This is a genomic window from Rhizobium etli 8C-3 (assembly GCF_001908375.1).
GTDB lineage: Bacteria > Pseudomonadota > Alphaproteobacteria > Rhizobiales > Rhizobiaceae > Rhizobium > Rhizobium etli_B.
Genome location: NZ_CP017244.1, coordinates 1,371,204 through 1,396,487, shown reverse-complemented (window position 1 = coordinate 1,396,487; position 25,284 = coordinate 1,371,204). Strand labels below are relative to the sequence as shown.

General features: G+C 58.1%; 23 protein-coding genes and 1 pseudogene. 15 read left to right on the top strand and 9 right to left on the bottom strand.

Features of this window, described 5'->3' with window-relative positions; genetic code table 11:
- Positions 1-142: 142 nt before the first annotated feature.
- The 3 genes from AM571_RS31565 to AM571_RS31555 are packed head-to-tail and all read left to right on the top strand — an operon-like array spanning position 143 to position 3,426.
- Positions 143-601, top strand: a complete 459-nt coding sequence (locus tag AM571_RS31565) for a (2Fe-2S)-binding protein (protein WP_074064878.1) — start codon at positions 143-145, stop codon at positions 599-601.
- Between the two features lie 3 nt (positions 602-604).
- Positions 605-2,761 carry a xanthine dehydrogenase family protein molybdopterin-binding subunit gene (locus AM571_RS31560; protein ID WP_074064877.1) on the top strand — a complete coding sequence of 719 codons (2,157 nt, stop codon included), beginning with the start codon at positions 605-607 and terminating at the stop codon, positions 2,759-2,761.
- An 11-nt stretch (positions 2,762-2,772) separates the two neighbouring features.
- Positions 2,773-3,426, top strand: a complete 654-nt coding sequence (locus tag AM571_RS31555; RefSeq protein ID WP_074064876.1) for an Isoquinoline 1-oxidoreductase subunit — start codon at positions 2,773-2,775, stop codon at positions 3,424-3,426.
- Between the two features lie 16 nt (positions 3,427-3,442).
- On the opposite strand, the gene AM571_RS31550 is transcribed toward AM571_RS31555, so the two are convergent.
- Complete coding sequence (locus tag AM571_RS31550) at positions 3,443-3,793, bottom strand: hypothetical protein (protein WP_074064875.1); 351 nt, start codon at positions 3,791-3,793, stop codon at positions 3,443-3,445.
- A gap of 417 nt (positions 3,794-4,210) precedes the next feature.
- Here AM571_RS31550 and AM571_RS31540 point away from each other — a divergent pair, with 417 nt between their 5' ends.
- The 7 genes and pseudogenes from AM571_RS31540 (at position 4,211) to AM571_RS31515 (ending at position 9,969) form a co-directional block, all read left to right on the top strand.
- Entirely contained in the window at positions 4,211-5,200 is a 990-nt protein-coding gene (locus AM571_RS31540; RefSeq protein ID WP_074064873.1) for an ABC transporter substrate-binding protein, read from the top strand.
- Positions 5,197-6,015 carry an ABC transporter permease gene (locus AM571_RS31535; protein WP_081377253.1) on the top strand — a complete coding sequence of 273 codons (819 nt, stop codon included), beginning with the start codon at positions 5,197-5,199 and terminating at the stop codon, positions 6,013-6,015. Before AM571_RS31540 ends, AM571_RS31535 begins: the two co-directional genes overlap by 4 nt.
- Complete coding sequence (locus AM571_RS31530) at positions 5,984-6,724, top strand: ABC transporter ATP-binding protein (protein WP_074064872.1); 741 nt, start codon at positions 5,984-5,986, stop codon at positions 6,722-6,724. Before AM571_RS31535 ends, AM571_RS31530 begins: the two co-directional genes overlap by 32 nt.
- 355 nt (positions 6,725-7,079) lie before the next feature.
- Entirely contained in the window at positions 7,080-7,205 is a 126-nt protein-coding gene (locus AM571_RS38090; RefSeq protein WP_257788703.1) for a hypothetical protein, read from the top strand.
- 114 nt (positions 7,206-7,319) lie between these two features.
- Positions 7,320-7,681 (top strand): annotated as a pseudogene (locus tag AM571_RS37885) (S-(hydroxymethyl)glutathione dehydrogenase); the annotation flags it as partial.
- A gap of 71 nt (positions 7,682-7,752) precedes the next feature.
- Positions 7,753-8,328 (top strand): S-(hydroxymethyl)glutathione synthase, encoded by a 576-nt coding sequence (gene gfa, locus AM571_RS31520; RefSeq protein ID WP_074064870.1) that lies wholly within the window; start codon positions 7,753-7,755, stop codon positions 8,326-8,328.
- A gap of 312 nt (positions 8,329-8,640) precedes the next feature.
- Positions 8,641-9,969 (top strand): MFS transporter, encoded by a 1,329-nt coding sequence (locus tag AM571_RS31515; RefSeq protein WP_074064869.1) that lies wholly within the window; start codon positions 8,641-8,643, stop codon positions 9,967-9,969.
- Between the two features lie 214 nt (positions 9,970-10,183).
- Here the strand turns inward: AM571_RS31515 and AM571_RS31510 are convergent, their stop codons facing one another.
- Together AM571_RS31510 and AM571_RS31505 are read right to left on the bottom strand one after the other, a co-directional pair.
- Entirely contained in the window at positions 10,184-10,978 is a 795-nt protein-coding gene (locus AM571_RS31510; RefSeq protein ID WP_074064868.1) for a DUF899 domain-containing protein, read from the bottom strand.
- A gap of 301 nt (positions 10,979-11,279) precedes the next feature.
- Positions 11,280-11,480, bottom strand: coding sequence for a DUF2905 domain-containing protein (locus tag AM571_RS31505; RefSeq protein ID WP_074065693.1), 201 nt, complete (start codon positions 11,478-11,480; stop codon positions 11,280-11,282).
- A gap of 85 nt (positions 11,481-11,565) precedes the next feature.
- Here AM571_RS31505 and AM571_RS31500 point away from each other — a divergent pair, with 85 nt between their 5' ends.
- Positions 11,566-11,718: a hypothetical protein gene (locus tag AM571_RS31500; protein WP_196776367.1), complete on the top strand. Its 153-nt coding sequence runs from the start codon at positions 11,566-11,568 to the stop codon at positions 11,716-11,718.
- A gap of 195 nt (positions 11,719-11,913) precedes the next feature.
- On the opposite strand, the gene AM571_RS31490 is transcribed toward AM571_RS31500, so the two are convergent.
- On the bottom strand, positions 11,914-13,707 hold the full coding sequence (locus AM571_RS31490; RefSeq protein ID WP_074064866.1) for a methyl-accepting chemotaxis protein: 1,794 nt from the start codon (positions 13,705-13,707) through the stop codon (positions 11,914-11,916).
- Positions 13,708-14,181: 474 nt separating this feature from the next.
- Here AM571_RS31490 and AM571_RS31485 point away from each other — a divergent pair, with 474 nt between their 5' ends.
- Entirely contained in the window at positions 14,182-14,904 is a 723-nt protein-coding gene (locus tag AM571_RS31485; protein ID WP_074064865.1) for a helix-turn-helix transcriptional regulator, read from the top strand.
- Positions 14,905-14,950: 46 nt separating this feature from the next.
- Here AM571_RS31485 and AM571_RS31480 read toward each other — a convergent pair whose 3' ends face one another.
- From AM571_RS31480 to AM571_RS31460, 5 genes are all read right to left on the bottom strand, one after another.
- On the bottom strand, positions 14,951-15,883 hold the full coding sequence (locus AM571_RS31480; protein ID WP_074064864.1) for a sugar phosphate isomerase/epimerase family protein: 933 nt from the start codon (positions 15,881-15,883) through the stop codon (positions 14,951-14,953).
- Between the two features lie 31 nt (positions 15,884-15,914).
- A complete protein-coding gene (locus AM571_RS31475; protein ID WP_074064863.1) occupies positions 15,915-17,045 on the bottom strand; it encodes a sn-glycerol-3-phosphate import ATP-binding protein UgpC in 1,131 nt (376 codons plus the stop codon).
- 30 nt (positions 17,046-17,075) lie between these two features.
- On the bottom strand, positions 17,076-17,963 hold the full coding sequence (locus AM571_RS31470; RefSeq protein WP_074064862.1) for an ABC transporter permease subunit: 888 nt from the start codon (positions 17,961-17,963) through the stop codon (positions 17,076-17,078).
- Positions 17,964-17,970: 7 nt separating this feature from the next.
- On the bottom strand, positions 17,971-18,861 hold the full coding sequence (locus tag AM571_RS31465) for a carbohydrate ABC transporter permease (protein WP_074064861.1): 891 nt from the start codon (positions 18,859-18,861) through the stop codon (positions 17,971-17,973).
- A gap of 76 nt (positions 18,862-18,937) precedes the next feature.
- Positions 18,938-20,281, bottom strand: coding sequence for an extracellular solute-binding protein (locus tag AM571_RS31460; RefSeq protein ID WP_074064860.1), 1,344 nt, complete (start codon positions 20,279-20,281; stop codon positions 18,938-18,940).
- 601 nt (positions 20,282-20,882) lie between these two features.
- Between AM571_RS31460 and AM571_RS31455 the strand changes: the two genes are divergently transcribed.
- From AM571_RS31455 to AM571_RS31445, 3 genes are all read left to right on the top strand, one after another.
- Positions 20,883-22,061, top strand: a complete 1,179-nt coding sequence (locus tag AM571_RS31455; protein ID WP_074064859.1) for an acyltransferase family protein — start codon at positions 20,883-20,885, stop codon at positions 22,059-22,061.
- 3 nt (positions 22,062-22,064) lie between these two features.
- Positions 22,065-23,168 carry a glycosyltransferase family 2 protein gene (locus AM571_RS31450; protein WP_074064858.1) on the top strand — a complete coding sequence of 368 codons (1,104 nt, stop codon included), beginning with the start codon at positions 22,065-22,067 and terminating at the stop codon, positions 23,166-23,168.
- A 109-nt stretch (positions 23,169-23,277) separates the two neighbouring features.
- Complete coding sequence (locus tag AM571_RS31445; protein WP_074064857.1) at positions 23,278-25,062, top strand: ABC transporter ATP-binding protein; 1,785 nt, start codon at positions 23,278-23,280, stop codon at positions 25,060-25,062.
- The last annotated feature ends 222 nt before the right edge of the window (positions 25,063-25,284 follow it).

Below are 25,284 nucleotides of genomic sequence, written 5' to 3'. Positions count from 1 at the left end.
AAACGGAGCCGCCTCCGGGTAACGGAGGTGTTACCGGTGCGACCATGGCCAACGGGCAGACTCTGCCGTAATTTGGGCACCGTAAAGACGCTGCGATGCTTGCTGGAGCCCTTCTGGCTCAAGCAAACCAGGAGGTTCGGCCATGGTTACTTTTACGCTCAACGGGCAGACGAAGACATTCGACGGTGACCCGGACACGCCGCTGCTGTGGTTCATCCGCGATTTCGAGAAACTCACCGGAACGAAATACGGCTGCGGCGTGGCGCAATGTGGGGCCTGTACCGTTCATATGGACGGCTTCACGCGCCGTTCCTGCATCACGCCGATCTCGGCTGCCGAGGGCTCGGAAATCTTCACCATCGAAGGCGTGGAGGGCAAGGAGGCCGAGGTCGTAAGGGCGGCCTGGGTTGCCATCGATGTCCCGCAATGCGGATATTGTCAATCCGGCCAGATCATGTCGGCTGTCTCCCTTCTGCAGAACATTCCAAAGCCGACCGACGAAGATATCGACGGTGCGATGGCCGGCAATATCTGTCGATGCGCCACCTATCACCGGATCCGTCAGGCAATCCACAATGCCGCCGCTGCGATGGAGGGTTGAGCCATGACAGTGCAGCATATTTCCACGACGCGCCGGGCGTTTCTTGCCGGCAGCGGTCTGGTCATCGGTTTTGCGCTGGCGCCGGGGATGCCTGCCCTTGCGGCCGTGAGCGGTGTTCAGGCCGGCGGCGAAGATGCGCTTGCGACGCTCAACACCTTCGTCAGGATCGGTACCGACGACACGGTGACGATCCTCTCCAAGCATATCGAGTTCGGCCAGGGACCGTTTACCGGCCTTGCGACATTGGTCGCGGAAGAACTCGATGCAGATTGGGGGCAGATGCGCGCGGTGCACTCGCCGGCGGACGACAAGGTCTTCGCGAACCTCGCTTTCGGGGTGCAGGGCACCGGCGGCTCATCGTCGATTGCCAATTCCTACGAGCAGTTGCGCAAGGCAGGCGCCACGGCCCGCGCCATGCTGGTTGCGGCGGCGGCGGATGAATGGAAGGTTGCGGCAGGTGAAATTACCGTCGAAAAGGGCCGCATCCGCCATTCGGCCACGGGCAAGGAGAGCGGCTTCGGGGCTCTTGCCTCGAAGGCGGCTGCAATGACGCCACCGGCTGAGGTGAGCCTCAAGGACCCGGAGAAGTTCGTGCTGATCGGCCAGGAACTGCCGAAGCTCGACACTGTTTCCAAGACCAACGGCACCGCGATCTTTACGCTGGACGTCATTCCTGACAATCTTCTGGTCGCCGTCGTTGCCCATCCCGATCACTTCGGCGCGACCGTCAAATCCTTTGACGCCAGCGAAGCGCGCAAGGTGACGGGCGTCATCGACGTGAAACAGATGCCTCAAGGCGTGGCCGTCTATGCCGAAAACACCTACGCAGCCCTTAAGGGACGTTCGCTGCTGAAGGTCGACTGGGACCTTTCCGCCGCCGAGACGCGTTCCAGCGAAGAGCTCGCCGCCGATTACGCCAAGATGGCCAGGGAGAATGGCTTGAGCGCCGCCAGCAAGGGCGACGTCGACAGGGCCTTTGCCGGCGAAGGACTTGAAACGCTGGAAGCGGAGCTTGTCTTTCCGTTCCTTGCCCACGCGCCGATGGAGCCGCTTGACGCGGTGTTCATCAAGGCGCCAGACGGCAGCCTCGACGTCTATACCGGGGCGCAATTTCCAGGCATGGACAAGACCGTGGCTGCAAAGACCGTCGGTCTGGACCCGTCGAAGGTCAGGATCAATACCCAGATAACGGGCGGCAGTTTCGGGCGCCGGGCACAGTTCGGCTCGCCCTATATGCAGGAGGCGGCCGCCGTCTTTGCGGCAACGGACCAGTCACGCCCGGTCAAGCACATGTGGACGCGCGAGGACGATATCCGCGGCGGCTATTACCGGCCGATGTATCTCCACAGAATGCGCGGTGCGATCGACAAGAGCGGCCAGATCGTGGCCTGGGACCAGACGATCGTCGGCCAGTCGATCCTGGGCAAGGCCGATCTCGACGAGACCTCCGTCGAGGGTGCGTCCAACCTCCCCTACAACGTGGCGAACCTGCGGGTGAGGTCGCACAACGTGAAGCTCGCCGTGCCGCCGCTCTGGTGGCGGTCGGTCGGCCATACCCATACAGGTTTTGCGGTCGAGACTTTCCTCGATGAGCTTTTCCAAAAGATCGGCAAGGACCCCGTCGAGGGCCGTCTCGCGCTATTGACGGAAGATCCGCGTTACGCCGACGTCTTGAAGAGGGCGGCCGAGATCGCCGATTGGGGCGCGAAGACTGCCGAGGGGCGGCAGCGCGGCGTTGCCGTCGTCAAGAGCTTTGGAACCTATGTTGGCCAGATCGTCGAAATCTCCGTCGGCAGCGATGGTACACCGCGTGTGCACAAGGTTTGGTGTGCAGTCGATTGCGGTGTCGCAATCAATCCCAATGTCGTTAAGGCGCAGATGGAAGGCGGTATCGGCTATGGTCTCGGGGCCGTCCTCTTTGACGCTGTGACGCTTGGAAAGGGCGGCGCCATCGTACAGTCGAACTTCCATGACTATCGCTCGATCAGGATCAACGAGATGCCGGATGTAGAAGTGGCGGTGATCAAATCTGCTGAAGCCCCGACGGGTGTCGGAGAGCCGGGAGTTCCGCCTGTCGGCCCCGCTGTTGCCAACGCCTGGCGGCGGTTGACGGGGAGTCCGGTGCGCAGCCTGCCGATCGTCAGCGTCGCGACGAGCTGAGGGAGATCACGATGAAAAGCAGATTAGTTCTCGCCTGCACCGCAGGCGGCATCTCGCTCCTAGCGGCCCTGCCGGCATCCTTCATGGCGCTCGCGCAAGGCGCGCCTGCCGCGGATAAGCCATCCTTGAAACCGGCTGCTTCCTTCTCATCGATTGCCGATGAAAAGGCCCGATCGGTGGCTTTGTTTGAGGAAGCGGGCAAGGTCATCGAGCATCCGCGCTGTCTCAACTGTCACCCGGCAACGGACCGGCCACTGCAGCGCATGAGCATGCAGCCGCATGAGCCGCCGGTCACGCGCGGCGAGGCCGGCATGGGTGTTCCCGGCATGATGTGCAACACCTGTCACGGCGCCGAAAACGCAACCGTCGTCGGGCAGTCGCCGACGCTGCGGAGCATACCCGGCAATGCGGCCTGGCACCTGGCGCCGATCGAGATGGCCTGGGTCGGCAAATCACTCGGCGAAATCTGTCAGCAGTTAAAGGACCCGGCGCGGAACGGCGGCAAGGACCTGAATGAGATCGCCGAGCACATGGCGCATGACGGCCTCGTCGGATGGGGCTGGAGCCCAGGCGAGGGCCGCGAGCCCGTGCCGGGCACGCAGGCAGAGTTCGGCGAGCTTATCAGGGCCTGGGTGGAAACCGGCGCGGCTTGTCCTGTCGAATAACGAAGCCGTCGCGGCATCAAATCATCCTTTCAGCGCGGGTGCGTGGCTGTTTGCGGCGAAATTGTTTCTCGACGATCGCTTTTTCGGCCAGCAGATTCCGAAAGGCCGATATTGCCTTGTGGATCGCGGCAATGAAATTCGCGGCTACCACCAATTGCGATCGGCTGGTATCTCCAGAATCCCGGCGCCGGCTTTCTTTGCGGCCGCATCGCCATTGCATGTGAATAGGTTTGCCGCCGTCGCTTAAGCTGCGCGTGACCGCGCTCGTCCCGTTCACCTCCTTTGCCGGCCTGCCGAACATGACGATCGATAATCCGAACGCGGGCTTGCCATGATGCGTGACATGACCTTGCCATCGCCCGCCCATGCAACGCACAAGGCGGTGCGGTCTTCGCCGAATGATTGACGCTTCTTTGTGGCACGCGTATCCTATAGACAGGCTCTCCATCGGGCACCTTGGGAAAGCCGGCAACCGGACGGTATGCAAAGCATCCGGACGGGGGTTTTTGCATGCGCATTCGTGCAGTGAGAGGTGCTCAATTGAACTTCGTCGATCTCGTCCTCACGGTGTGCACGTCGGCCGATCCGATCAGTTGCCGCACCGAAAACCTGCATTCTGAATGCCGTGGCTTGTTCGCCCAGTGCATCGATCTTGGCGCCGGCAGTGATCGCAAAGTGGTCGGAAAGCCGTCCGTCACAGAAGTTCATCAGTTGAGATCCGTCTTTTCCAGCATGTGCCTGGAAATATGACGCTGCTGCAACCATTTCGCCGGGAGGTGTCATCATGAACATATCGAGGCGCGCGCTTTGCGGAGCAGCCGTTCTGGCTGCGACAGATCTTTTGAGCTTCCATGTCTTGGCCACACCGTCCGCGCCGAAGATCCGGGTCGGAATCTTGAAGTTCGGGACAGTGAATTGGGAACTCGACACCATCAAGCACCACAAGTTTGACTTGGCCAACGGGATCGATGTGGAGATCGTATATTTCGCGGGAGAAGACGCCAGCAACGTCGCCATGTTGGCAGGCGATCTCGACATCATCGTTTCCGATTGGCTGTGGGTTTCGCGCCAGCGTTCGCAGGGTGCGGATCTGACGCTCGCACCTTACTCGACGGCGGTTGGCGCCATCATGGTCAAGGACGATGCGTCCATTCGCGCCATTCCGGACCTTGCAGGAAAGAAAATCGGGGTGACCGGCGGGTCGCTCGACAAGAGCTGGCTCCTGATCCAGGGCCTGGCCCGGCGTGATCACAAGATGGACCTGACCAGAGAAAGCGAGATCGTTTTCGGTGCACCGCCGCTGCTGTCGGAAAAGGCCGTTTCTGGTGAACTCGATGCTGTGTTGAACTTCTGGCATTTCTGTGCCCGCCTGGAGGCAAACGGTTTCCGCCGCCTTGTGGGTGCCGACGATGCCGCTAAGGCGCTCGGCGCATCGGGCCCGGTTTCGGCGCTCGGTTATGTTTTTCATGACAAATGGGCGAACGAAAACCCGAACGTCACAATGGGCTTTCTGCAGGCAAGTGGCGCGGCCAAGAAGCTCCTGGCACAGTCTGACGCAGAATGGCAGCGGCTGGCGCCGATCGTGCGAGCCGAGGGCAGGGAACTCGAGGTACTTCGCGATCGCTACCGCCAGGGCATTCCGGACAGGCCGATCGCAGAGGAGGAGAAAGATGCCGCCAAGCTATACGCAATTCTGGCCGAATTGGGTGGGGAGAAGCTTGTCGGTGGGGCGCCCCAGATGGCTCCGGGAACGTTCTGGGCCTTAAAGACATGACAGCAGGACCCGAACGGGAAAGCGCGCCAGTTGAGGGCCGATTGGCGGGTGCCTTTTCTCATGGTCTTCTGCCGGCGGCAACGGCTTTGGTATCCCTTCTCGGATTATGCCTGCTCTGGAACCTCGTGGCGGGAATCTGGCCGAGCCGGGCGTTTCCGCCGCCGATCGACGTCTGGCGTGTGCTGATCAAGGAGGCGGCAAGCGGCGATCTCGCCTATCATCTCGCCATGACGCTGTCCCGGGTCGCTGCCGCCTATGTTGTTGCTATGCTGGTGGGATCCGTCATCGGTGTCTTGCTCGGCGTGCACCGGCGAGTGGATTCTTTCTTCAATCCGTGGCTTATCCTTTTTCTCAATCTTCCGGCATTGGTCGTCATCGTTCTTGCCTACATCTGGTTTGGCCTGACGGAAGCGGCCGCGATCAGCGCTGTGGCGATCAATAAGATACCCAACGTCGTTGTTACCATGCGTGAGGGCGCGCGGGCGCTCGATCCGCGTTACGCCGAAATGGCAAAAGTCTATCGCCTCAGCCGGCTCGACAGGATCCGCCATATTCTGATGCCGCAGCTGCAGCCTTATTTTGCGGCCGCATCGCGATCCGGTATCGCGCTGATCTGGAAGATCGTGCTGGTTGTCGAGTTGCTGGGCCGTTCAAATGGGGTGGGCTTCCAGATCTATTTGCACTTCCAGATCTTCGATGTCGCCGCCATCCTTGCCTATTCGCTGGCTTTCGTTGCCATTATGCTATTGATCGAACTCCTTCTGGTGCAACCATTTGAACGACATGCAACACGCTGGCGCCGCCGCCCCGCTTAAGGTCGATATCGCCGAGAAGACGTTCCTGTCGGCCGAAGGCGTGACCATTGATGCCCTGCGCGGACTTTCCTTCGAGGTGCGGCAGGGGGAGTTTGCCTGTTTGCTGGGGCCGTCCGGCTGCGGCAAAACCACGACCTTGCGCATTCTGCTGGGGCTCGATCAGGCGTTTTACGGCAGCTATCAGTTGCCCAAGGGCGGTTCCAATCGCATCGCTGCGGTATTCCAGGAGCCCGTGCTTTTGCCTTGGCGAACCGTCGAGCAGAATGTCCGCCTCGCGCTGCCTCCAGGCACGCGGGACATGGACTTGGATGGGCTGTTCGACATTCTGGGCTTATCCTCTATGCGGTCGCTCTATCCTTCAGAACTTTCGCTCGGCCTTGCGCGTCGCGCTGCCCTGGCGCGTGCCTTTGCGACAGAACCTGCGATCCTTTTGCTGGACGAGCCTTTCGCCTCGCTCGACGAACGGACGGCTGACAAATTGCGGCGTCTTTTGATGACGGTGTGGTCGGTGAGGCCCACTACTGCCTTGATGGTGACGCATAATCTTCGAGAAGCGCTTCTGTTGGCAGATCGTGTCATCGTGCTGTCACCGCGGCCGGCCCATGTGCGAGGCATCTTCGATGTCGATGTCCCGCGCCAGGCCCGCGACGTAAAGGCGCTGGACGAACTGGTTTCGGATTTCGGGAGGACGTTTCCGGACGCCGGCTGACTTTGCAATTTGCTTGCCCGGCCTGCGGCATCGCAATAAAAGCCGTTTACACGGGTTAACATTCGAGGAAATATTGCAGAGCAACATTTCCCTCTGTTGCTCTGTGTTGCGAAGTTTATTTATGATTGCTTAGGCCATTTGAAAGGCTTATCGTATATTATGGTTTCCGGCTTCAAGGCCTTGCCGAATGGGAGCGGCAGAGTCTCGTAGGCACGAGGACAGGCAACGATGGTGCCTCCTGCCCACCTGGCGAACCATGACACCCTGACGGAAGCGAACGTCCCATCACAGACAACAAATTGGACGCTTGCGTTGGCCTTGGGGTCTCCCGCGGTCGGGCAATCGGTGATGTGATGTGTATCCATCCGTGTTCCCCAATACGATCCATGCTCTCGATGTCAATGGCGGCAAGGAAACGTCATGCCAGGCGTTCGGTGAAAACAAGAACGTCTCCCGCAACCGAGACGACATCTACGAATAACTGCGCGCCGCGATCGTCGGCGACGCGTCATGCGGTCGTTCGGCCTAGTCCCACCTGTATGGGTCATGGTGCGCGGCAGCAATGCGATCAGGGAGTGAGTGTTAGAAGGGCATTAAAGAGGTCGAGTGCGCCAGCGTGCCGCACTTCGTCAACATGACGAAGTGCGGCGCCGACCAGATCGGTGGCGCCGACTAGACCTTCGAGTGCACCGGCAACACCCGCGGGCCGGGCGCAGGGAGCCAGCCATTGCGGCTGGGGCAACCCGGCCGTTCCAGCTGGTGACCGACTGCAGCTGGACGGGCACCGCCTTTGGCGGCGCATGCGGCCGCACCGACGATCGCCGACCTATACACGGAAGCAAATGGTACATGGAAGGCAGGATAGAGATCGATCCGAGGATCACCCATACGATGCCGCTCGTAGACATCAACAGGGGCTTCGAAACCCTGTATTCCGACTTATCCGCAGAGCAGTGAGACGAAAATCGAAGTAGGCCTATATCCGGGGCGCCGGACGGGCTTCGGTGCAACAGGGGAGGAAACATGCAATGGAAAGTGCAGTTCATATTCATCCGGCGGTCGACCAGGGATTAAAACCGGCCGACCCCGGCTTTGCCGGTGGCACGCTAGTTTGTGCCTGCACGGACCGGCCGGTCAAGATCAGGATAGAGGGGCAGGTCGCCCACAACCACGTTTGCGGCTGCACCAAATGCTGGAAGCCGGAAGGTACTGCTTTCTCCATGGTCGCGGTCGTCCCACACGACAAGGTGACTGTGCTCGAGAACGGCGACAAGCTGCAGGTGGTCGATCCGACCGCACTGATCCAACGTCACGCTTGCCAGCAATGCGGCGTGCACATGTACGGACCGGTCGAACGAGAGCATGCGTTCCAGGGGCTGGACTTCGTTCACCCCGAGCGGTTCCAGGAACAGGGCTGGGCTCCACCGGAATTTGCAGCCTTTGTTTCCTCCATTATCGAAGCGGGTATCGATCCCAGTCAAATGGACGGAATACGGGCCCGCTTGCGGGAGCTTGGATTGGAGCCCTATGACTGCCTATCGCCAGCCCTTATGGACTATGTCGCCACCTGGGTCGCGAGAAAATCCGGCGCGCTTGCGAGTTGATCGAGCAGGCGGAGTTGATGAAATCTGTCAGCGGACAAGGATAGCTGAGACCTTTTGGATCGCGCACAATGTAGTCGGCTCGACCGAACGCTAAGGCACGTCTCAGCGTTCAAGCAGCCAAAATGTAAACGTCCGACCGGCATCCCAGGCGAGCGTGCGTGTCGGTCGTGGTGGCGTGTTGTTTGCCGTCACTGTCGACCGGCTGATTGTCGGCGTCCCCCAACCATGGAGAGTGGGCTCCCGTTGGGATCGGGATGCTTTCGTGCTAAATTACAAGAAGTTGGAGGGCGATGTTAAACGGGAGGAAGAAACATGCCCACACAGGTTCCAAGGGATTTCCGCCGCGTGATCATTGCCGCGTCGGTAGGAAACATAATCGAATGGTATGACTTCTATATCTTCGGAAGCTTGGCCGCGGTTCTTTCGGTGAAGTTCTTTGAGCAATCCCATCCAGTCGCAGCGCTGCTGAGTACGATTGCGCTCTTCACCGCAGGATTCCTGATCCGTCCACTGGGGGCGTTCCTTTTCGGCTGGATGGGTGATCGGGTCGGCCGCAAATATACATTTCTCATTACGCTCAGCGGCATGGGGTTGGGCACAGGTGCGATCGGCTTGATGCCGACCTACGCGTCGATCGGACTAACCGCTGCCTTTCTTCTCTTCGGCTTACGGATGATCCAAGGCTTGTGCTTGGGTGGCGAGTACGGTGGCGCTATCACCTATGTCGCCGAGCATGTCCCCGACGAACGCCGTGGCTATTACACCGGGTGGCTTCAGACCTCTCCGACACTCGGAATCGTCGTATCGCTGGCCGTGATCATCGCGACGCGCACCTATTTCGGAAACGAAGTCTTCGACGAATGGGCGTGGCGCATTCCGTTTTTGGTCTCCTTCCTGCTGGTTGCCATTGCAATCTACATCCGTCTTCAGCTCCAGGAGACACCGATCTTTGAGGAGATCAAGGCTAAGGGGCAGACGACCAGAAATCCATGGAAGGAAGCCTTCCTTAGCTCCAACATCCAATATGTCGGGATCGCCACCATCGTGCTGATCGGGCAGGGAGTGGTCTGGTATAGCGGTCAGTTCTGGGCATTGTACTTCCTGCAGCAAGTTTCCAAGGTAGACTCATTGACTTCGTCCTACATCGTTGGAGCTGCGCTGCTCATTGCAACGCCGAGCCTGATCTTCTTTGGATGGCTGTCAGACATTATCGGCCGCAAGCCAGTGATCCTGGGAGGAATGTTGCTCGCCGCGACCACGTATTATCCGCTGTACTTGTGGCTGGGATCAGTCACGCAGCCTGGCAACATCAATTATCCAGCCGCGATCTTCATCATCTTCATCCTGGTTTGCTACGTCGGGATGGTATATGGCCCGGTTGGTGCGTTCCTTGCTGAATATTTCCCCGGTAGGATCCGGTACACGTCTGTATCGGTGCCGTATCACATCGGCAATGGTTGGGGTGGCGGATTGGTGCCGTTCATTACCTCAGCGGCGTTCGCGGCCACTGGCAGCATCGGCTACGCGCTGATATACCCGATCGCGGTTCCTGCCGTATGCTTCCTGCTTGCCCTTTTCTTGATGCCAGAGACGCGCAAGATAAGCATCTGGGAGCCGATCGAGCCGAAAGCTGAATTGTAACATGGCACAATGTGCGGGCCGCAAGGGCCCGGCACATTGTCGTCGCACTGCTGTTTCGATGGCCCTTTGGAATGCGGTGACCTCGACGAGGGCAGGCACAATGCCAGCCCTCGCAAGATCGTATCGGATGCCTGCGCGGGTCCGCTGGCGCCTATGCGCAGACACCATATTCTGCGCGACCTATTCCTCACTTCTCCACTATCTGGACCATGGCTCAGGGCTTTGCGCTCGCGGGTTGATTCCGGAACGCCGCCTCTCCAGCGTTTGAAACCTCGACCCATTTCTCGTCGGGCATTGCGTTTGCAACGTAGCTGTCATGCCAGTTCCACCACTTGTACGTCGGGGTTTTCGGATAGCCCTCGGGCGAGTCTTCCCAGACCTCCTGCCGGCCCAAAGGAGTGATGTCGAGGTAGTTCCACGTGCTCCCCATTTGCTCGTCGCCGCGGTTATTGACGAAATAGGTGCGGAATACGCGGTCGCCGTCACGGTAGAACACGTTCGTGCCATGCCACTCGTCCACGCCGAAGTCGGCGTCGAAGCTGTCGGTGAGAGTATACCACGGCATCTCCCAGCCCATCCGCGCCTTCAGGCGCGCGATGTCGGACTGAGGCGCACGCGAGGCGAAGACGAGAGTGGTATCACGCGCGTTCAGGTGCGCGACATGGGCGACTTGATCGGCCACCATGGAGCAGCCCCGGCACGCGTGGTCGGGCCAGCCGAATACGCCCGGCTCGAAGAAGGCGCGGTAGACGATCAACTGTCGCCGACCGTCGAACAGGTCAAGCAGGCTTTCCCTGCCCGCAGGTCCCTCGAATCCATAGGCCGTCTCCACGGCCATCCACGGCATCCGCCGGCGCTCGGCGGCCAGGGCGTCACGGGCGCGGGTCAGATCCTTTTCTTTCACAAGCAACTGCTGCAAGGCCGTCTCCCAGGCCTGTGGCGACACGACCGGTGGCGTGTGCATATCCGGCTGTGTGCCTTTTTGACCATCGTCCGTTAACCTCGTCATGGCTTTCAATCTCCTCGATTTGGGCGAATTTTCGCGCTTGCTGGCTGACATCCGGTTCGTCGTAGTTGCTCGTCAGATAATTTGGCACCGGAAAGCGAGCAGGGGGAGTAACAAGTGTGACGCTATTTCGTCGGCGTCGCCGACAAAGCCGCGCCGCGCGCACCCGACGCGCAAGCAGGGGGTCTGTATCGTGAGCGTCGTGCAAGGCTTCCGGCGATCAACGTCGGCGCGTAGCAAGCCGCAGAGTGAACCCGACACTCTTGGGTAGGTTGTGTGCGATCGCTCCAACTGGCATTGCTTCCTATCGACCGAGGAGCCAGAGCATCACGGACAGCAAAATGCTGAAAAGCAGGCCGGTGGTAATAGGGATATAGATGGAGAAATTCTCGCGCTCGATAAGAATGTCGCCCGGCAGTCTCCCCAGGCCGATGCGAACAAGCCACGGCCACAGAATACCGACCACGACGACAGCAAGCCCGACAATGATGAGGACTCTGGACATGGCGCACGACGCTATAAGAATTCGGTCGATTGGATGATAGCCCAGTTTCGATACAGCGTCTTTCTTTCCGGATCGCGTGGTCGTCATGAGCTCACGTCCCGGTTCGATCGCCGAAATCTATGATGTCGACTTGCCTCGGCCGAGAGGCTTGGATGTCATGGCGTCGCCCGAGTTTGCCGCTTATACAGGATCGACCCGCAAGCATTTCTACGCTCAGGGTTCACTCGACGACCATTGAGCAGCGCAGTGACGTTGCCGGCGCGGCGCCGAGACGCAAGAAGATCGCTTTGCCGGGGAAGACGACTTGGCGGTTCTGCCACCGCCAATGCCAGAAATCCTTTCCTGGCATCGCTCGTCCGCCGAGGCGGTCAATTTTTCGCACGTCAGCCAAGCCGCTGGATGTCGCCTCGCTGACAGGGGCGATGCTCACCCGTCAGAATTCTTTCCAGGCGTCATTGGCAACCGCCGCATTGTCGTGAAATGCTGCACTCAATTTGGCGGCAATGCTTCGGGCTGGGGATGTGAAAGGCTTCGAGGCGGACGTTATTGCCACCGGGTGTTTCTGAGGCGAAGACATTCCTGTTCCGATGTTGAACTGACCGAGCAATCTGAACAGTGCGTCGGCTTCTTTCGCAAGGCTGTGAGCAGCGGCTGTGGATTCTTCGACCATTGCGGCGTTTTGCTGCGTGCCTTGGTCCATCGTGTTGACTGCAGTGTTTATCTCCTTCAGTCCGGTTGCCTGCTCCTTCGCAGCCTCGACAATCGCCGAGACATTGCGATTGACCTGCTGGACCTGCGATACCATCGCATCAAGAGCCGTTCCCGTTTCACCCACCAGTGAGACGCCGCTTCTTACATGAGCGGCTGAAGCGGTGATCAGTTCCTTGATCTCCTTGGCCGCCTTCGCCGAGCGTTGGGCGAGTTCGCGCACTTCTTGCGCCACGACTGCAAAACCCTTGCCGGCGTCACCGGCCCGCGCGGCTTCCACACCGGCGTTCAATGCCAGCAGGTTGGTTTGAAAGGCGATCTCGTCGATTACGCTGATGATGTTGGAGATCTCCGCAGACGAGGATTCGATTTTCCCCATGGCGTCAATGGCCCCGCGCACGACCACCCCCGAACGCTCGGCGTTCTCACGGGTCTGGCGAACGAGCTGACCAGCCTCGTCCGCTCGCCGGCTGGAGTCAGCGACGGTGGTTGTGATCTCCTCCAGGGCCGCGGCCGTTTGTTCCACCGAAGCGGCCTGCTGTTCTGTTCGCTTGGCAAGGTCATCCGATGCGGTACGGATCTGCTGCGCGCCGGCTGCGATTGCATTGGCGTTTTCGGCTACGGTTTGCATCGCAAGACGCAGTTTTTCGACTGTGCTGTTAAAGTCAATTCTTAGCTTTTCCAGCGTGGGAATGAAGGGGGAGGCGATGTCTTGTGTCAGGTCGCCGCCGGAGAGCTGCCGAAGTGCCGCCGCGAGCTGATCGACGTTGTTCACGCGGCTGGTGACGTCGGTCGCGAACTTAACGACCTTGAATACTTTACCATTCATGTCGAAGATTGGATTGTAGGAGGCTTGGATATAGACCTTTTTTCCACCTTTGCCGATGCGCAGGAATTCGTCGGCAATGAATTCGCCATCAGCCAGGCGCCGCCAGAAGCGTCGATAGTCGTCACTGCTCGTGTAAGCACTTTCACAAAACATCGAATGGTGCCGACCCTCGATTTCCGAGATCTGATAGCCAAGGGCGGAAAGGAAATTCTGATTTGCCGTCAGGATTTCTCCGCTTGGAGTGAATTCGATGATCGCTTGAGCGCGGGAACACGCATCAAGCTTGCCCGCATCCTCAGCACTCTTGAGTTTTTCAGCCGTAATGTCCGTTGCAAACTTGACGACCTTATAGGGCTTGCGGCCGCGAAAGATCGGGTTGTAGGAGGCTTCGATCCAGATTTCCTTGCCGCCCTTGCCGATGCGTTTGTACTGGCGCTGGTCAAACTCGCCGCGATTGAGTTTCTCCCAGAAGTTCCGATAGTCGGAAGACGAGGCCTCAGCAGGATCGACGAACATGCGGTGATGCTGACCGACGATCTCCGATAGCTCGTAACCGAGTGCTGCACAAAAGTTCGCGTTAGCAGCGAGAATTTTGCCCGTAAGATCAAATTCGATAATAGCCTGCGATCTGCTCATCGCCGCCAATACGGCCTTGGCGTCAGACCGGAAGACGGATGCTATTCCTGTCATGCTGTTTCCTCCTACTCAGGACTGGAGAGCCGAGACCGCTTTTGCCATGGCCATGCGCGCAAGCTCCGAATGGGCCATCTAAAGATAATATCCGCCAAATTGATAAAGGATCTGTTAACCGCATTGCCGCGACAGCGTTTCGTCGCTGTCTGGAGAGTGGCCTTCTAAAATAATATGCAAAAACAAAACGATGATCGACTGTGGATTGGCGATGTCGATAGGCGAACAGGTTCAGGCGCGACGTTTTGGCACTTGCGATTGGTATGTTTCCTGTACTCTACGAGATGGAAAATCGAAAGAATTGTTTACCATTTGTTAAGGGTGACCGTGGGGTAATGCGGCGCGAAGAAGGAGTTGCTGTGCCTTCAACTTCGACCAGATCTGCGCTCAATAGCAGGGGCGTCATCCCCGCCATTGTCCTCAGGCCCGAGAGACCTTGATCGCGAGGCGTTTTGAAGCAAGCCGGAGAAGGAAATGACGCTGGAAGCGGTGTTCAACCAGATCGAGGAGGTCGCCGACGACTTTCGCACTCATTACGAAGTCTTCAAATATATGAAGAGCTTGACGCAAGACCTGGGCATGAGCGCTTTCTTGATCATGATATTGCCTACGGTTGACATTGTCGAAATTGGTGCGACGAAGATCATTACCAATTGGCCGGCAGAAATGGTTGATTATTACGATTCCCACAATCTGCTGATAGACAGTCCGGTCGTTCGCCGGATGCTAAGATCGACACGTCCGTTCAATTACGATGTGGAAGCCATCAATGCTGATCGGGGAGGAAGCAAGAAGTCCGCCGTCATCGACCTTTTCAAACGATATGGAATGGATAAGGGCGCTTACTTTCCTGTACATGATGCTGCAGGTGGCCGCGGCGCCCTGTCTATTTCAGGGCAGCGGACCTTCAGCACGATCGAGTTGGCCCAGCTCCTTTTTATAGCGACGCATGTATACGACAGGCTCTCACAACTTACATTGACCGAGAAACATCGTCCGATCGGCTTCACCCAGAGCGAGCTGGACTGCTTGAGGCTGACCGCTGGCGGCAAGAAGGGTAGCGAAATCGCAAAACTTCTTGGTTTTTCGGAGCATGCTGTGAGCAGTCACATCGGCAATGCCATGAAGAAATTGGGATGTACGACGAGGACTCAGGCGGTCGTGAACGCATTGCGTCTAAACATCATTCGTGTGTAGGCCACGTGTGGCGAGGGTCGAGGTGGCACGTTGATCAGGGCGGCAGCTACGCCAGCTGCCGCATTTGCGCTTTCCCCGCCATGTTGATCAATGCCACCAGACCGCGTGCTTTTTCCAAGCAGGCCGGCTGCTGGTCACCGAACCGCTCCGCGTTAATTTCCATGATCAGCGTCGTATCCGGAAGGAACGTGAGCTCGCCGAAAATACCCTCCCAGGGAATGTCACCCCAGCCGATCGGCAAGTGGAGATCGCCGATGCCGAGGGCCGTTGCCTCGGCCGGATGGTAGAAGCGCGTCATGGAATAGGGAAGGCCAAAGCTGTCATGAACATGCAGGTGACCGGTTACCGGCGCCATTGCGCGCAATTCTTCCAGGAAATCAAGGTTGCGGTATGTTGATTCGATATAGGCATGCGAGAAGTCGATTAGTGCAACAACGTTGTCCGAGCCGATAGCCTTGACAGTAGCGGCCACTTCGCTCGGCGTCTGGCGGTACTGGCCGCTCTCTGTGGTGAAGATGTTTTCCAGTGCGATGCGTACGCCGTAGCCCTTCGCGATATCGCCCATCTCGGCCAGAGCCTCGCGCTCCATTCGATCAAGATCTGCCGCATTTTCGCCGTCGGCAAGCTGTCCGGCGCCTGAATGATGGACGAGTATGCCTGCACCAAGCCGGTTGCAGAGTTCGAGCATCGACCGCACGACCTTCTTTTGCAGCTGCAAATGCTCGCGGTCCATGAAGTTGGATAGGATCTGGCCATGCAGCGACAATTTCTTGAAAGGATGCTGGCGAACAATGTCGGCGACGCGGCGCGTCCGATCCTCGATGATGCGGCCGCCGCTGATGATTTCCTCGGCATAGATGCCGATTTCGCAGGCGTCGGCCCCCGTTTCGGCGATTTCCCGCAGCGAAGTGTCAAGCGCGCTGAGGTCGCCCTTGCCGGTCCGGTTGCAAAAGCCGACGGCGGAAATGATGTCGTTCATGCGGGTGTTCCTTCTGGAGGCTCTAGAAAAATCAGTGCACTATCGCCAGCGTCGAGGTCGCGGCCGCGTGATGCGGGGAACTGGGATTCATCTTCGTATCAATCCGGCGACCGCTATCGCGATCGAAGACATGCAAGTGGGAGGGGGGTAACTCCAGGCCTACTCGATCGCCTGGACGCAAGCTCATGTGGTCGCCGATGACGGCTGCAAATGGTTCGCCGTCGATCTCGGCATGGGCGACCCGACCGGAGCCAAGTTCCTCGACGAAGTCTATTGTTGCGCGCACGCCGCTGCCGTCCAGTGAAACGGCACATTGCTCTGGTCGAATGCCGATCGTGACATCTCTTCCGCGCAAGCTGGCCGCAAGGGCAGGGTCGATGGGAACCTGCACGCCGCCGACGCGCACCGATGCTGTCTCGACCTCGACGCGGGTATTGACGAGATTCATCGCGGGAGAGCCGATGAAGGATGCGACGAATATGCTTGCGGGCCGATGATAGATGTCAAGCGGTCGACCGACCTGCTCGACATGCCCCTTATTCATTACCACGAGCTTGTCGGCAAGCGTCATCGCCTCAATCTGGTCATGGGTGACGAAGATGGATGTTGCTGAAAGGCGCTGGTGCAGTTTGCGGATTTCCGCGCGCATGGACACCCGCAGCTTGGCGTCGAGATTCGACAGTGGCTCGTCGAAGAGAAACACTTGCGGCTCACGAACAATGGCGCGTGCCATCGCCACGCGCTGACGCTGGCCGCCGGACAATGCTGCTGGTTTGCGCGCAAGATATTCGCAAAGCCCGACGATCTTCGCCGTCTCCTCGATACGCGTTTGGCGCTCGGCCTTTGACACGCCGGCTACCTTCAGCGCGTAACCGATGTTTTGGGCCACGGTCATATGCGGATAAAGCGCATAGTTCTGGAACACCATGGCGCAGCCGCGTTCGCGCGGTTCCAGCCTGTTGACGATGCGACCGTTAATTGCGATTTCGCCGGCGGTAATCTCTTCAAGTCCAGCGATCATACGTAGAAGCGTCGACTTGCCGCAGCCAGAGGGACCGAGAATGACGACAAATTCGCCCGAGGCAAAAGACAGGTCGACGCCGTGCAGCGTCTGGATCTTGCCATAGGACTTGTGCACGGCGCGAATATCGATGTCAGCCATATTTGAACCTCGTTTCTTAAAATCATCGGGTCATTTTTCGGCAGCGACCAAGCCACGAACGAACCACCGTTGCAGCACCGCAACGACGACGAGCGGCGGTGCCATAATGATGAGTGAGCCGGCCAGCGTGACATTCCAGTCGGGCAGGCTGTTTTCCGAAGGGAGCAGGGCGCTCAGCGACATCATGGTGGTCTTGTAGGCTGGGTCTGTGATCATCAGCAGCGGCCAGAGATACTGGTTCCAGCCATAGACGAACATGATGGTGGTGAGCGCCAACATGTTGGTGCGCGAAAGAGGTATCAGCATGTCGACGAAAAAGCGCACTGGTCCGGAACCGTCCATACGGGCGGCTTCGACGAGCTCATTTGGCAGCGTCATGAAGAATTGTCGGTACAGGAACGTACCTGTTGCGGTGGCAATCAGCGGCAGGGTGAGGCCCGCATAGGAATTCAGCAGGTTCCATTCGACCGATACCTCGATGCCGGTCAGTGCCGAAATCAGTAATCGAAACGGCTGGAAAAGGTCCGCGGCCACCGCATAGGTCGGCACCACGCGAACTTCGAGCGGTAGCATCAGCGTGATGAACACCATCCAGAAGAAGAAGTGCTTGAGTGGCGTGCGAAAAAACACGATGGCGAAGGCCGTGCAGGCAGAAAGTGCCACTTTGCCGACGGTGACGAGACAGGCCATGATGAAGCTGTTGATCATGGCCGAGCCGAGATTGGCGCGCGACCAGGCAGCCGATGCATTTTCGAGGAAGCGGTCCTGGGGGAGGAAATGGAAGGGCACGCTGTTGATCTGTTGCAGCGTTTGACTGGCACCGGCCAGAATGACGAGGAACGGGCCAATCAGCAGGATAAAGCCCAAGACCATCAACAGATAAGTCAGTGCATCGGCGATCGGCGTGCGCTGGATCATGGCGGGCTCACTTATAGTGCACACGCTTCTCGATGAAGCGAAATTGGATGAACGTGAAGATCATGATCAGGCCGATCAGGACGATGCTCTGCGCAGAGGCGCCGGAGTAGTTCAGTCCTTTGAAGGCTTCGTCCACGATGCGAAATACCATCACCTCCGTGCCATGATTTGGTCCCCCGCCAGTCGTGCTGTGTACGATACCGAAGGTGTCCGAACCGACGAACCCCTCCGTCATCATGATGACGAGCAGAAAGAACAGCGTCGGCGCCAGCAGCGGAACCTGTATATCGATCGCGCGGCGGATCGGTCCGGCGCCGTCCATGGCGGCGGCCTCCGTCAGAGAGCGCGGCACCGATTGCAGACCGGCCAGCAGGAAAATGAACGTGTAACCGGTCCATTTCCAGGCAAAGATGATGATGACCAGGATGAGCGCGTGGGCACCGTATTTTGCCGGATTCCAGAAATCAGGGAACGCGGCATTGAGCGAGGCCATCAGCCCGCGTTCTGGCGACAGGATGAAACGGAAGGCCATGCCCGCTGCCGGTCCGGCGATTGCATATGGAAGGATATAGAGGAAACGGAATAGGCCAGAACCGGGCAGTCGACGGTCCACCGCAATCGCCAGCACGAGACCGACCAGGATCGTGAAGCACGTCCCGCAAAGGGCGAAGATGAGGCTGACGGCGACGGAATTCCAATAGAATGGATCGGCGAACACCTCTTCAAAATTCGTCAGTCCGACAAATTCCGCTATCCCGCCAAAGGGAGGCTCAAGTGTGAAAGCCCATTTCATCACAGCGATCGCCGGCCAGTAGAAGAAGAGAAGGATCAGAAGAATCTGTGGCAGGGCGAAAAGAATTGGCAGCCACCAGTTTTTGAAAACGGCCCGCTTTTCCATGGATCAATCAAACCAAAAGTACTTCAGGGACAAGAGCCTGCCATATGCGACTGGCAGGCTCCTGCTGACGAGAAACTCAGTTCAGCTTCTGGCCGGCATAGGTTTTTTCAAATCGGCGAAGCACGGCGTTGCTTCGATCGGCGGCCTGGTCGAGTTCAGCTTGCACGTCGGCATTCTGCATGAAAATCGCCTCCAGCGCCGTGGAGACCTCCTTGCGGACCTGGGTGAAACCACCGAGGCGGATACCGCGGGTATTCTGCGAGGTCGGCGTGTAGGTAAGGCTGGCAATCGCGAGCTCGCGGCCCTTGTAGGGAGCCTTGTCGTAAAAACCATTGGCCTTCATGGCCTCAAAGCCGGTCTTGGTGACCGGAATGTAGCCAGTGACCGTCGACCACCATTGCGCCATGTCCGGCGTGGCGAGGAAGTTCAAGAAAGCGGCCGCGCCCTTGTACTCACCTTCGGGACGGCCGTCCATGACCCATAGCGAGGCGCCACCGACCAGTGAGTTCTGTCGCTGCGTGCCTTTCCAGACCGGCAGCATCGCAACCTCCCACTTGACGCCTTCCGGCAGCGTCTTGCCAATCGTGCCATGGTCAGCGATCGAGGTCTGAATCATCTGGCATGTCTGCGAGGTGAACGCGGGGACAATGTCCATGCCGAGCTGTTTGGTTTTGACGACGAACAGCTTCTCGTCGACCATTTTCTTGAAGAATTTCACATGGTCGACGAATTTGGTCTTGTTGAAGACCAGTTCGGCGTCCAGACCCTGGTAGCCGTTGCCCTTGGTTGCGATTGGCTGATTGTGGATGGCAGAAAATTGCTCCATCATCTGCCATGTATCGAAGTTAAAGCCGAGCGGGCAATCGAAACCCGCCGTCTTGAGCTTGCGGGCGGCTTCCTCGACCTCTTCCCAGGTTTCCGGCTTGAAGTCGATGCCGGCCTTTTGGAAGGCGTCGGCATTATAGTAGAACATGGCGGTTGAAGAGTTGAACGGGAAGGAATTCAACTCCCCTGCAGCTGTCGCGTAATAATTGGCGATACCGCCGAAATAATTGGTCCAGTCTATCGTGTAGCCATTGTCGGCCATCAGTTTCTTGGCCGGTACGAACGCTCCGGAGAGCATCATGTCGAGCGTGCCGGCGTCGTAGATCTGGGTAATCGCCGGCTGCTTCCTGGCACGATAGGCGGCAATCGTGTTCTGAAGCGTCGTGTCATAGCTGTTTTGCGAAGTGCAGATGATTTCATAGTCAGCCTGCATGTCGTTGAATTTTCTGCAGGCGTCTTGCACGCGCTCTCCGAGGTCGCCCGACAGGCCATACCAGAACTCGAATTTGGTCTTTTCGGCATGGGCCGGACCAGCACCAAATACGGTGGCGGCCAGGACGGATGCCAGAGCTGATTGAAGAACAGTGAGTCTCATCGTAAATGCTCCTTGCACGTAAAAAGATGACCGCTGGCGCCTTACGTGGCCATGGATCTTTCGCTGCTTCTGCTAGCAGTCCAATGTGACAGTCAGCGTTAACTTCCGTGAAACTTGGATGACGACGTCTTTCGTTCACCGCACCGAGTGCTATCTGTGCGTCTGCGCGACCGCGTAAATCCGGCAGAAAGGCCGCTTGCGGCCTGCTGGTGGTGAGGCCTGATAGAGTCGCTCGCAGATGTGAGCAGAATCGCTTGCGCTGGCCAGTGACGACCAGGTGCTGCGGCAACCTGCCGCTGATTCGTCACCTTCATGAATCTGCCGTCCGTGTGGAATCGCTCGCAAGCACCGTCCGACATCTGCCAAAGGGCATGGCTGCACAGGACACACTCGAAATGGAGGCAACAACCACGAGACCATATCAGACTAAAGTCTGATAATGGCGTTGGCGTCACAGTTTGGCCCGATTCCCCCGAATTTTAAGGGACGCGCTTTGATACTTCGATCCGCCTCATCGGCAACGGAATAACAGCAGCAGGTTGCAGGAGTGCAGCCGGGCGTTGCTTCGGCGACGAGGGGCCCACGAGACTGAGGGGGATCCATGTTTCATGCACGCGACCGGCAATTGGATGGTCTGCGGACTTTTGCCGTTTCAATGGTGCTATACGACCATTTCTTGGCAGCCGAAGGATCAGTATTGGGCCATCTCGGCGTCCGATTGTTCTTCGTACTCAGCGGCTTCTTGATAACACGGCTTCTCTTGGAAGCGCGCTCGGCAGCCCAATATGAGCCAAGCAATGCGCTGAAATCGTTCTATCTTCGCCGTGCACTTCGCATATTTCCTCCCTACTTCGCAGTCCTAGGCTTCGTCTGGCTTGTCAACCTTGAAGGCGCTCGAGGCAGCCTCAAATGGCACGCGTTATATCTCTCAAACTTCTGGTATGCCCTTCGTGATGAATGGACGCCGTGGGTGTTGTGTCACACCTGGAGCCTAAGCATCGAGGAGCAGTTTTACATCATTTGGCCGCTGGTCATCCTATTTGCTCCGCGCCGGTTGATCGTACCGATTTGCATCGCCGTCATCACATTTTCGCTGGGTTATCGGTTCTACTGGCCACTGACAGGTACACCATCTCTCGCGCGTGACCTTCTTCCTCCAGCCTCGATGGATGCACTCGTCGCAGGCGCGCTCCTGGCAGCCCATCGAAGCAGAACCGATGTCTGGCCACAATGGATCCGGCTAAGCTGGGTCCCCTTGACTGTCGTCGCCGTCATTTTCCTCTGGCTGAAGTCAGCCGCCATGCCGCCGGCGCTTGAATGGCTGGCGTGGATCGGTCGCGAGATTTGTCCCCTCGTACCATTCGTATTGCTGATTGGATGTTGTTCGTCAGGTCTGCGGGGCGCCTCCGGCCGGCTTTTGGAACTCGCGCCGATTGTCGCCATCGGGCGCGTAAGCTACGGCGTCTATCTTTTCCATCCAATTGTCCTGTCTTTGATCGTCAAGGCTCAGCCCTGGATTCCGGTGAATGTCTCAGAACAGGGTCCTTCACGTTTTGTGATTGGAACAACAGCCACCTTGATGGTCGCTTCAATCTCTTGGCTGGCTTTCGAAAGGCCGATCAATCGGCTCAAACGCTACTTTCCCTACGTCCGCTCCGGAAGCTTCGCCAATCTTGCGTCGTCTATCAAGCAAAGTGGGGCAGGGGGACGGGAATATGATGCTTCGGCTTATCGCCGCCACTATGTCAATCGCGGCATTTCCGACGAACATGCGAGCTGAACGATGTCCGTTCCATTGATCTCTGTTGTGCTGCCTGTCTATAACGGCGAACCTTATATTGCTGCAGCGCTGGAAAGCATTCTGCGCCAGGACTACGGCCGCTTTGAAGTGATTGCACTTGACGACGGCTCGACTGATCGATCGTTGAGTATTCTCCAACAGTATCGAAAGATCGACGATCGCGTGCGCATCATTTCGCGGGAAAATCGCGGACTTGTTGCGACCTTGAATGAGGGCATCGCCTTGGCCAGGGGTGATCTGATCGCCAGGATGGATGCAGACGACATTTCCTATCCGTCGCGCTTTTCACGCCAGGTGGCACTCTTTACCCAGCAGCCCCAGCTCGCCATGAGTGGAACGGGCATCGATCAGCTTCTCGGTAATCGCGTGGTGCGCGGGCAGCCAAATCCGATCTATCAGTCGGGGGATTGGCATATACTGTCGCTGTTCTTTACGATCTTCTTGCACTCGACTGTGATGTTTAACAGAAGGGTCGTTCCTGAAGACATGCTGGTCTATGACGCCGGTTATGTGCATGCGGAGGATTTCGATCTTTTCAGGCGAATCGCACGAGAGTTCCCGGCGGCCATGATCGATGATAGCCTGGTCGCCTATCGAATTCACTCTGACAGTGTCACAAGCAGACACAAGCGCCAAATGCGTCGAACCCATCTGAAGATCGTTGCCGAGAATCTCGAGCGGCAGTCTCTTAACGATGACCCCGGCGCTCTTCTTGACATCGGCGCCGATGTCACACTGGATACCGTACGCCGAGCGGCGGATTGCATTCTCACGCTGGAAAGAAAAATTGCCAAGCAAGCTGCGCCGGTGTCTTCCAGTTATGCGGACGGAGCCTTGTGTTTCTTCTATTTCCTCTATCAGCTCATTGCCGATGAGCAGCGTCCCGCACTCACCCATGAGTTCCTCACGCGAACTGGAAAGTGGCAGTTCATAAGACGGCGGGAGCGGTATGGACTTCGCTCCGCCATTCTTGCCCCGTGGCTGTGCCGCTTTTCAGACGAGGCCACCCGGCGAGCGGATGCGCTGGCGCGTTACTACCAGTCGGTCCCGGTCAAAATGGTCCCGCCGCTTCAGGGACTTGCATAGTGGCGGGGGGTGCTGCCGGGCTTGCACGTCCCGTCGCCGACATACGACGGGAGCTGTCAGAGGCAATCCCGATCGACCAGATAACTCGTCTGCTGAGGTCACAACCGCCATGCTAGAATTCATCATGTCGAGCTTTCGGCTATTGCGCCAGGCGCTGGACAAACAGATCGGCCTCATTGCGGTTGTCGTCGTACTTGGGCTCAGCAGCGCTGTCCTTGAAGGCACTGGCATTGGCCTTATCATTCCCATGCTCGGCATCATTGGCGGCGAGAAGGATCCCTCCGGCATGGGCGGATTCTCAGCCGTCTTCCAGCAAGTGGGTGCCGGCCTGGATGATCGCGCAAGGCTGACCGCGATCGCCGCCGCCATCCTTGGACTGATCACGCTGAAAAATGTGCTGGCGTTCGCCAACGCCGTGCTTGCCAATTTCATCTACGGCAAAGCCGGCCATGCGATCCGCAGCTCTCTTGCGGGGCAACTCCTGACGATCGGATACCCGTTTTTTCTCCAGCAAAGCCCCGGGCGACTGCTCAATATCATCTCCAACGAATCCTGGCGGGCTTCAGATGCGATACAAACTATGCTCGCTTCGATCGTGTCCGCCTCCGCCGTCGTCATTTTGCTTGCCTTTCTCCTGCTTCTTTCATGGCAGATGACGCTGTGTGTTGCATTGGGGCTTGTTCTCATCCAGGCCATTCATGCGATTTTGTCAGCCAGTCTGAAAGCCCCGAGCCGCAACGTAACTTCGTTCAACGGTGACCTCGCCGCCAGGATGCTTCACCTCGTACATGCCGGACGGCTCATTCGTGCTTTCGGACAGGAGCAGCGCGAAAAAGCAATCTTCGGTTTCGCTTCCGATGCCGTACGAAAAGCGGGTTTCGTTCTTCAATCCCGCCAGGCTGCACTGCCGCCGCTGACCGAGACGCTTCATTCGGGTCTGTTTCTGGCAGTCGTCGTCGGCGCCTGGCTTTGGGGAGTGAGCTTTCCGATTATCGTGGCTTTCGTGGTCCTGCTCTATCGGCTGCAGCCACACGTCCGTGCACTGCAAATGGCATGGAGCCAAGTGCAAAGCTGGAGCGGCTCTTTGGAAGAGGTCAAGTGGCTTCTGGATTCGTCTGACAAGCCGCCGCCGCCTGCCGGCGACGGCCAGCTTCACGCGCCAGTTCAACGAATCAAATTTGATCGCGTCACTTTCAAATATCCGGGGTCTGGCTCGCGACCCGTCGTGCTGCGCGCCGCCACTTTCGAAATTCACCAAGGGCGTTCGACGGCCATTATCGGACGGTCGGGTGCTGGAAAAACAACGATTGTCAATCTTCTGTGCCGATTTGTGGAGCCCGATGAAGGAGAGATTCTGGCCGATGGCACCCCGCTTAATCAAATTGATCCGGTCCTGTGGCGAAGGCAAATTGCGCTCGCAAGCCAGGACCTTGAGCTGATTGACGGGACTATCCTCCAGAATATTATCTATGGTCACAATGCCTCGTTGGCCGAGGCGGAGGCCGCAGCCAGGCTTGCCGAAGCGCACGATTTCATCGAGAAGCTTCCTGACGGGTATGAGACGATCGTCGGCTACAGGGGGGCCAGCCTTTCGGCTGGTCAACGGCAGCGCATTGCTCTGGCAAGGGCCCTCGTGCGTGATCCGGAAATCCTCATCCTGGACGAGGCTACGAACGCCATGGACGGATTGTCTGAAGCAGCGATCGTCGAGACCTTGAAATCAAGAGCCGGTCGTCGTGCGACGATCGTCATCAGCCATCACCGCAGCACGATCTCATTCTGCGACGAAGTCGTGATCCTTGATGGCGGCCGCGTCAGGAATCAGACCCCGTTTGCCGAAATAGCGACGTTAAGCATGGACCAACTTTACGAACACGAAAGGCTCTCTTCCTGAGCGCTCTAGGGTGTCGGCCCTTGATAGCGGATGATTGTCGCTCCGCCTTCGCCGGAAGCACGAACCTTTCCAATACAAGGCGTAATGGGTAAGTCCGGCGGCTTGGCGCGCTGAACGATGATCTGCTCGAGCGTCGAACGCAGCGAGCCAAGGGCTGCCGGTCGGCTGTGATACCACTGCTGCGTTCTTGGAGGGTTGTTATCCCGCTAACATTTTCTGTTG

Excerpts from the sequence above, each read along its gene's own strand:
- AM571_RS31565 (WP_074064878.1), top strand. The coding sequence starts at position 143 with ATGGTTACTTTTACGCTCAACGGGCAGACGAAGACATTCGACGGTGAC.
- AM571_RS31560 (WP_074064877.1), top strand. The coding sequence starts at position 605 with ATGACAGTGCAGCATATTTCCACGACGCGCCGGGCGTTTCTTGCCGGC.
- AM571_RS31555 (WP_074064876.1), top strand. The coding sequence starts at position 2,773 with ATGAAAAGCAGATTAGTTCTCGCCTGCACCGCAGGCGGCATCTCGCTC.
- AM571_RS31550 (WP_074064875.1), bottom strand. The coding sequence starts at position 3,793 with ATGGGCGGGCGATGGCAAGGTCATGTCACGCATCATGGCAAGCCCGCG.
- AM571_RS31540 (WP_074064873.1), top strand. The coding sequence starts at position 4,211 with ATGAACATATCGAGGCGCGCGCTTTGCGGAGCAGCCGTTCTGGCTGCG.
- AM571_RS31535 (WP_081377253.1), top strand. The coding sequence starts at position 5,197 with ATGACAGCAGGACCCGAACGGGAAAGCGCGCCAGTTGAGGGCCGATTG.
- AM571_RS31530 (WP_074064872.1), top strand. The coding sequence starts at position 5,984 with ATGCAACACGCTGGCGCCGCCGCCCCGCTTAAGGTCGATATCGCCGAG.
- gfa (WP_074064870.1), top strand. The coding sequence starts at position 7,753 with ATGGAAAGTGCAGTTCATATTCATCCGGCGGTCGACCAGGGATTAAAA.
- AM571_RS31515 (WP_074064869.1), top strand. The coding sequence starts at position 8,641 with ATGCCCACACAGGTTCCAAGGGATTTCCGCCGCGTGATCATTGCCGCG.
- AM571_RS31510 (WP_074064868.1), bottom strand. The coding sequence starts at position 10,978 with ATGACGAGGTTAACGGACGATGGTCAAAAAGGCACACAGCCGGATATG.
- AM571_RS31505 (WP_074065693.1), bottom strand. The coding sequence starts at position 11,480 with ATGTCCAGAGTCCTCATCATTGTCGGGCTTGCTGTCGTCGTGGTCGGT.
- AM571_RS31500 (WP_196776367.1), top strand. The coding sequence starts at position 11,566 with ATGAGCTCACGTCCCGGTTCGATCGCCGAAATCTATGATGTCGACTTG.
- AM571_RS31490 (WP_074064866.1), bottom strand. The coding sequence starts at position 13,707 with ATGACAGGAATAGCATCCGTCTTCCGGTCTGACGCCAAGGCCGTATTG.
- AM571_RS31485 (WP_074064865.1), top strand. The coding sequence starts at position 14,182 with ATGACGCTGGAAGCGGTGTTCAACCAGATCGAGGAGGTCGCCGACGAC.
- AM571_RS31480 (WP_074064864.1), bottom strand. The coding sequence starts at position 15,883 with ATGAACGACATCATTTCCGCCGTCGGCTTTTGCAACCGGACCGGCAAG.
- AM571_RS31475 (WP_074064863.1), bottom strand. The coding sequence starts at position 17,045 with ATGGCTGACATCGATATTCGCGCCGTGCACAAGTCCTATGGCAAGATC.
- AM571_RS31470 (WP_074064862.1), bottom strand. The coding sequence starts at position 17,963 with ATGATCCAGCGCACGCCGATCGCCGATGCACTGACTTATCTGTTGATG.
- AM571_RS31465 (WP_074064861.1), bottom strand. The coding sequence starts at position 18,861 with ATGGAAAAGCGGGCCGTTTTCAAAAACTGGTGGCTGCCAATTCTTTTC.
- AM571_RS31460 (WP_074064860.1), bottom strand. The coding sequence starts at position 20,281 with ATGAGACTCACTGTTCTTCAATCAGCTCTGGCATCCGTCCTGGCCGCC.
- AM571_RS31455 (WP_074064859.1), top strand. The coding sequence starts at position 20,883 with ATGTTTCATGCACGCGACCGGCAATTGGATGGTCTGCGGACTTTTGCC.
- AM571_RS31450 (WP_074064858.1), top strand. The coding sequence starts at position 22,065 with ATGTCCGTTCCATTGATCTCTGTTGTGCTGCCTGTCTATAACGGCGAA.
- AM571_RS31445 (WP_074064857.1), top strand. The coding sequence starts at position 23,278 with ATGCTAGAATTCATCATGTCGAGCTTTCGGCTATTGCGCCAGGCGCTG.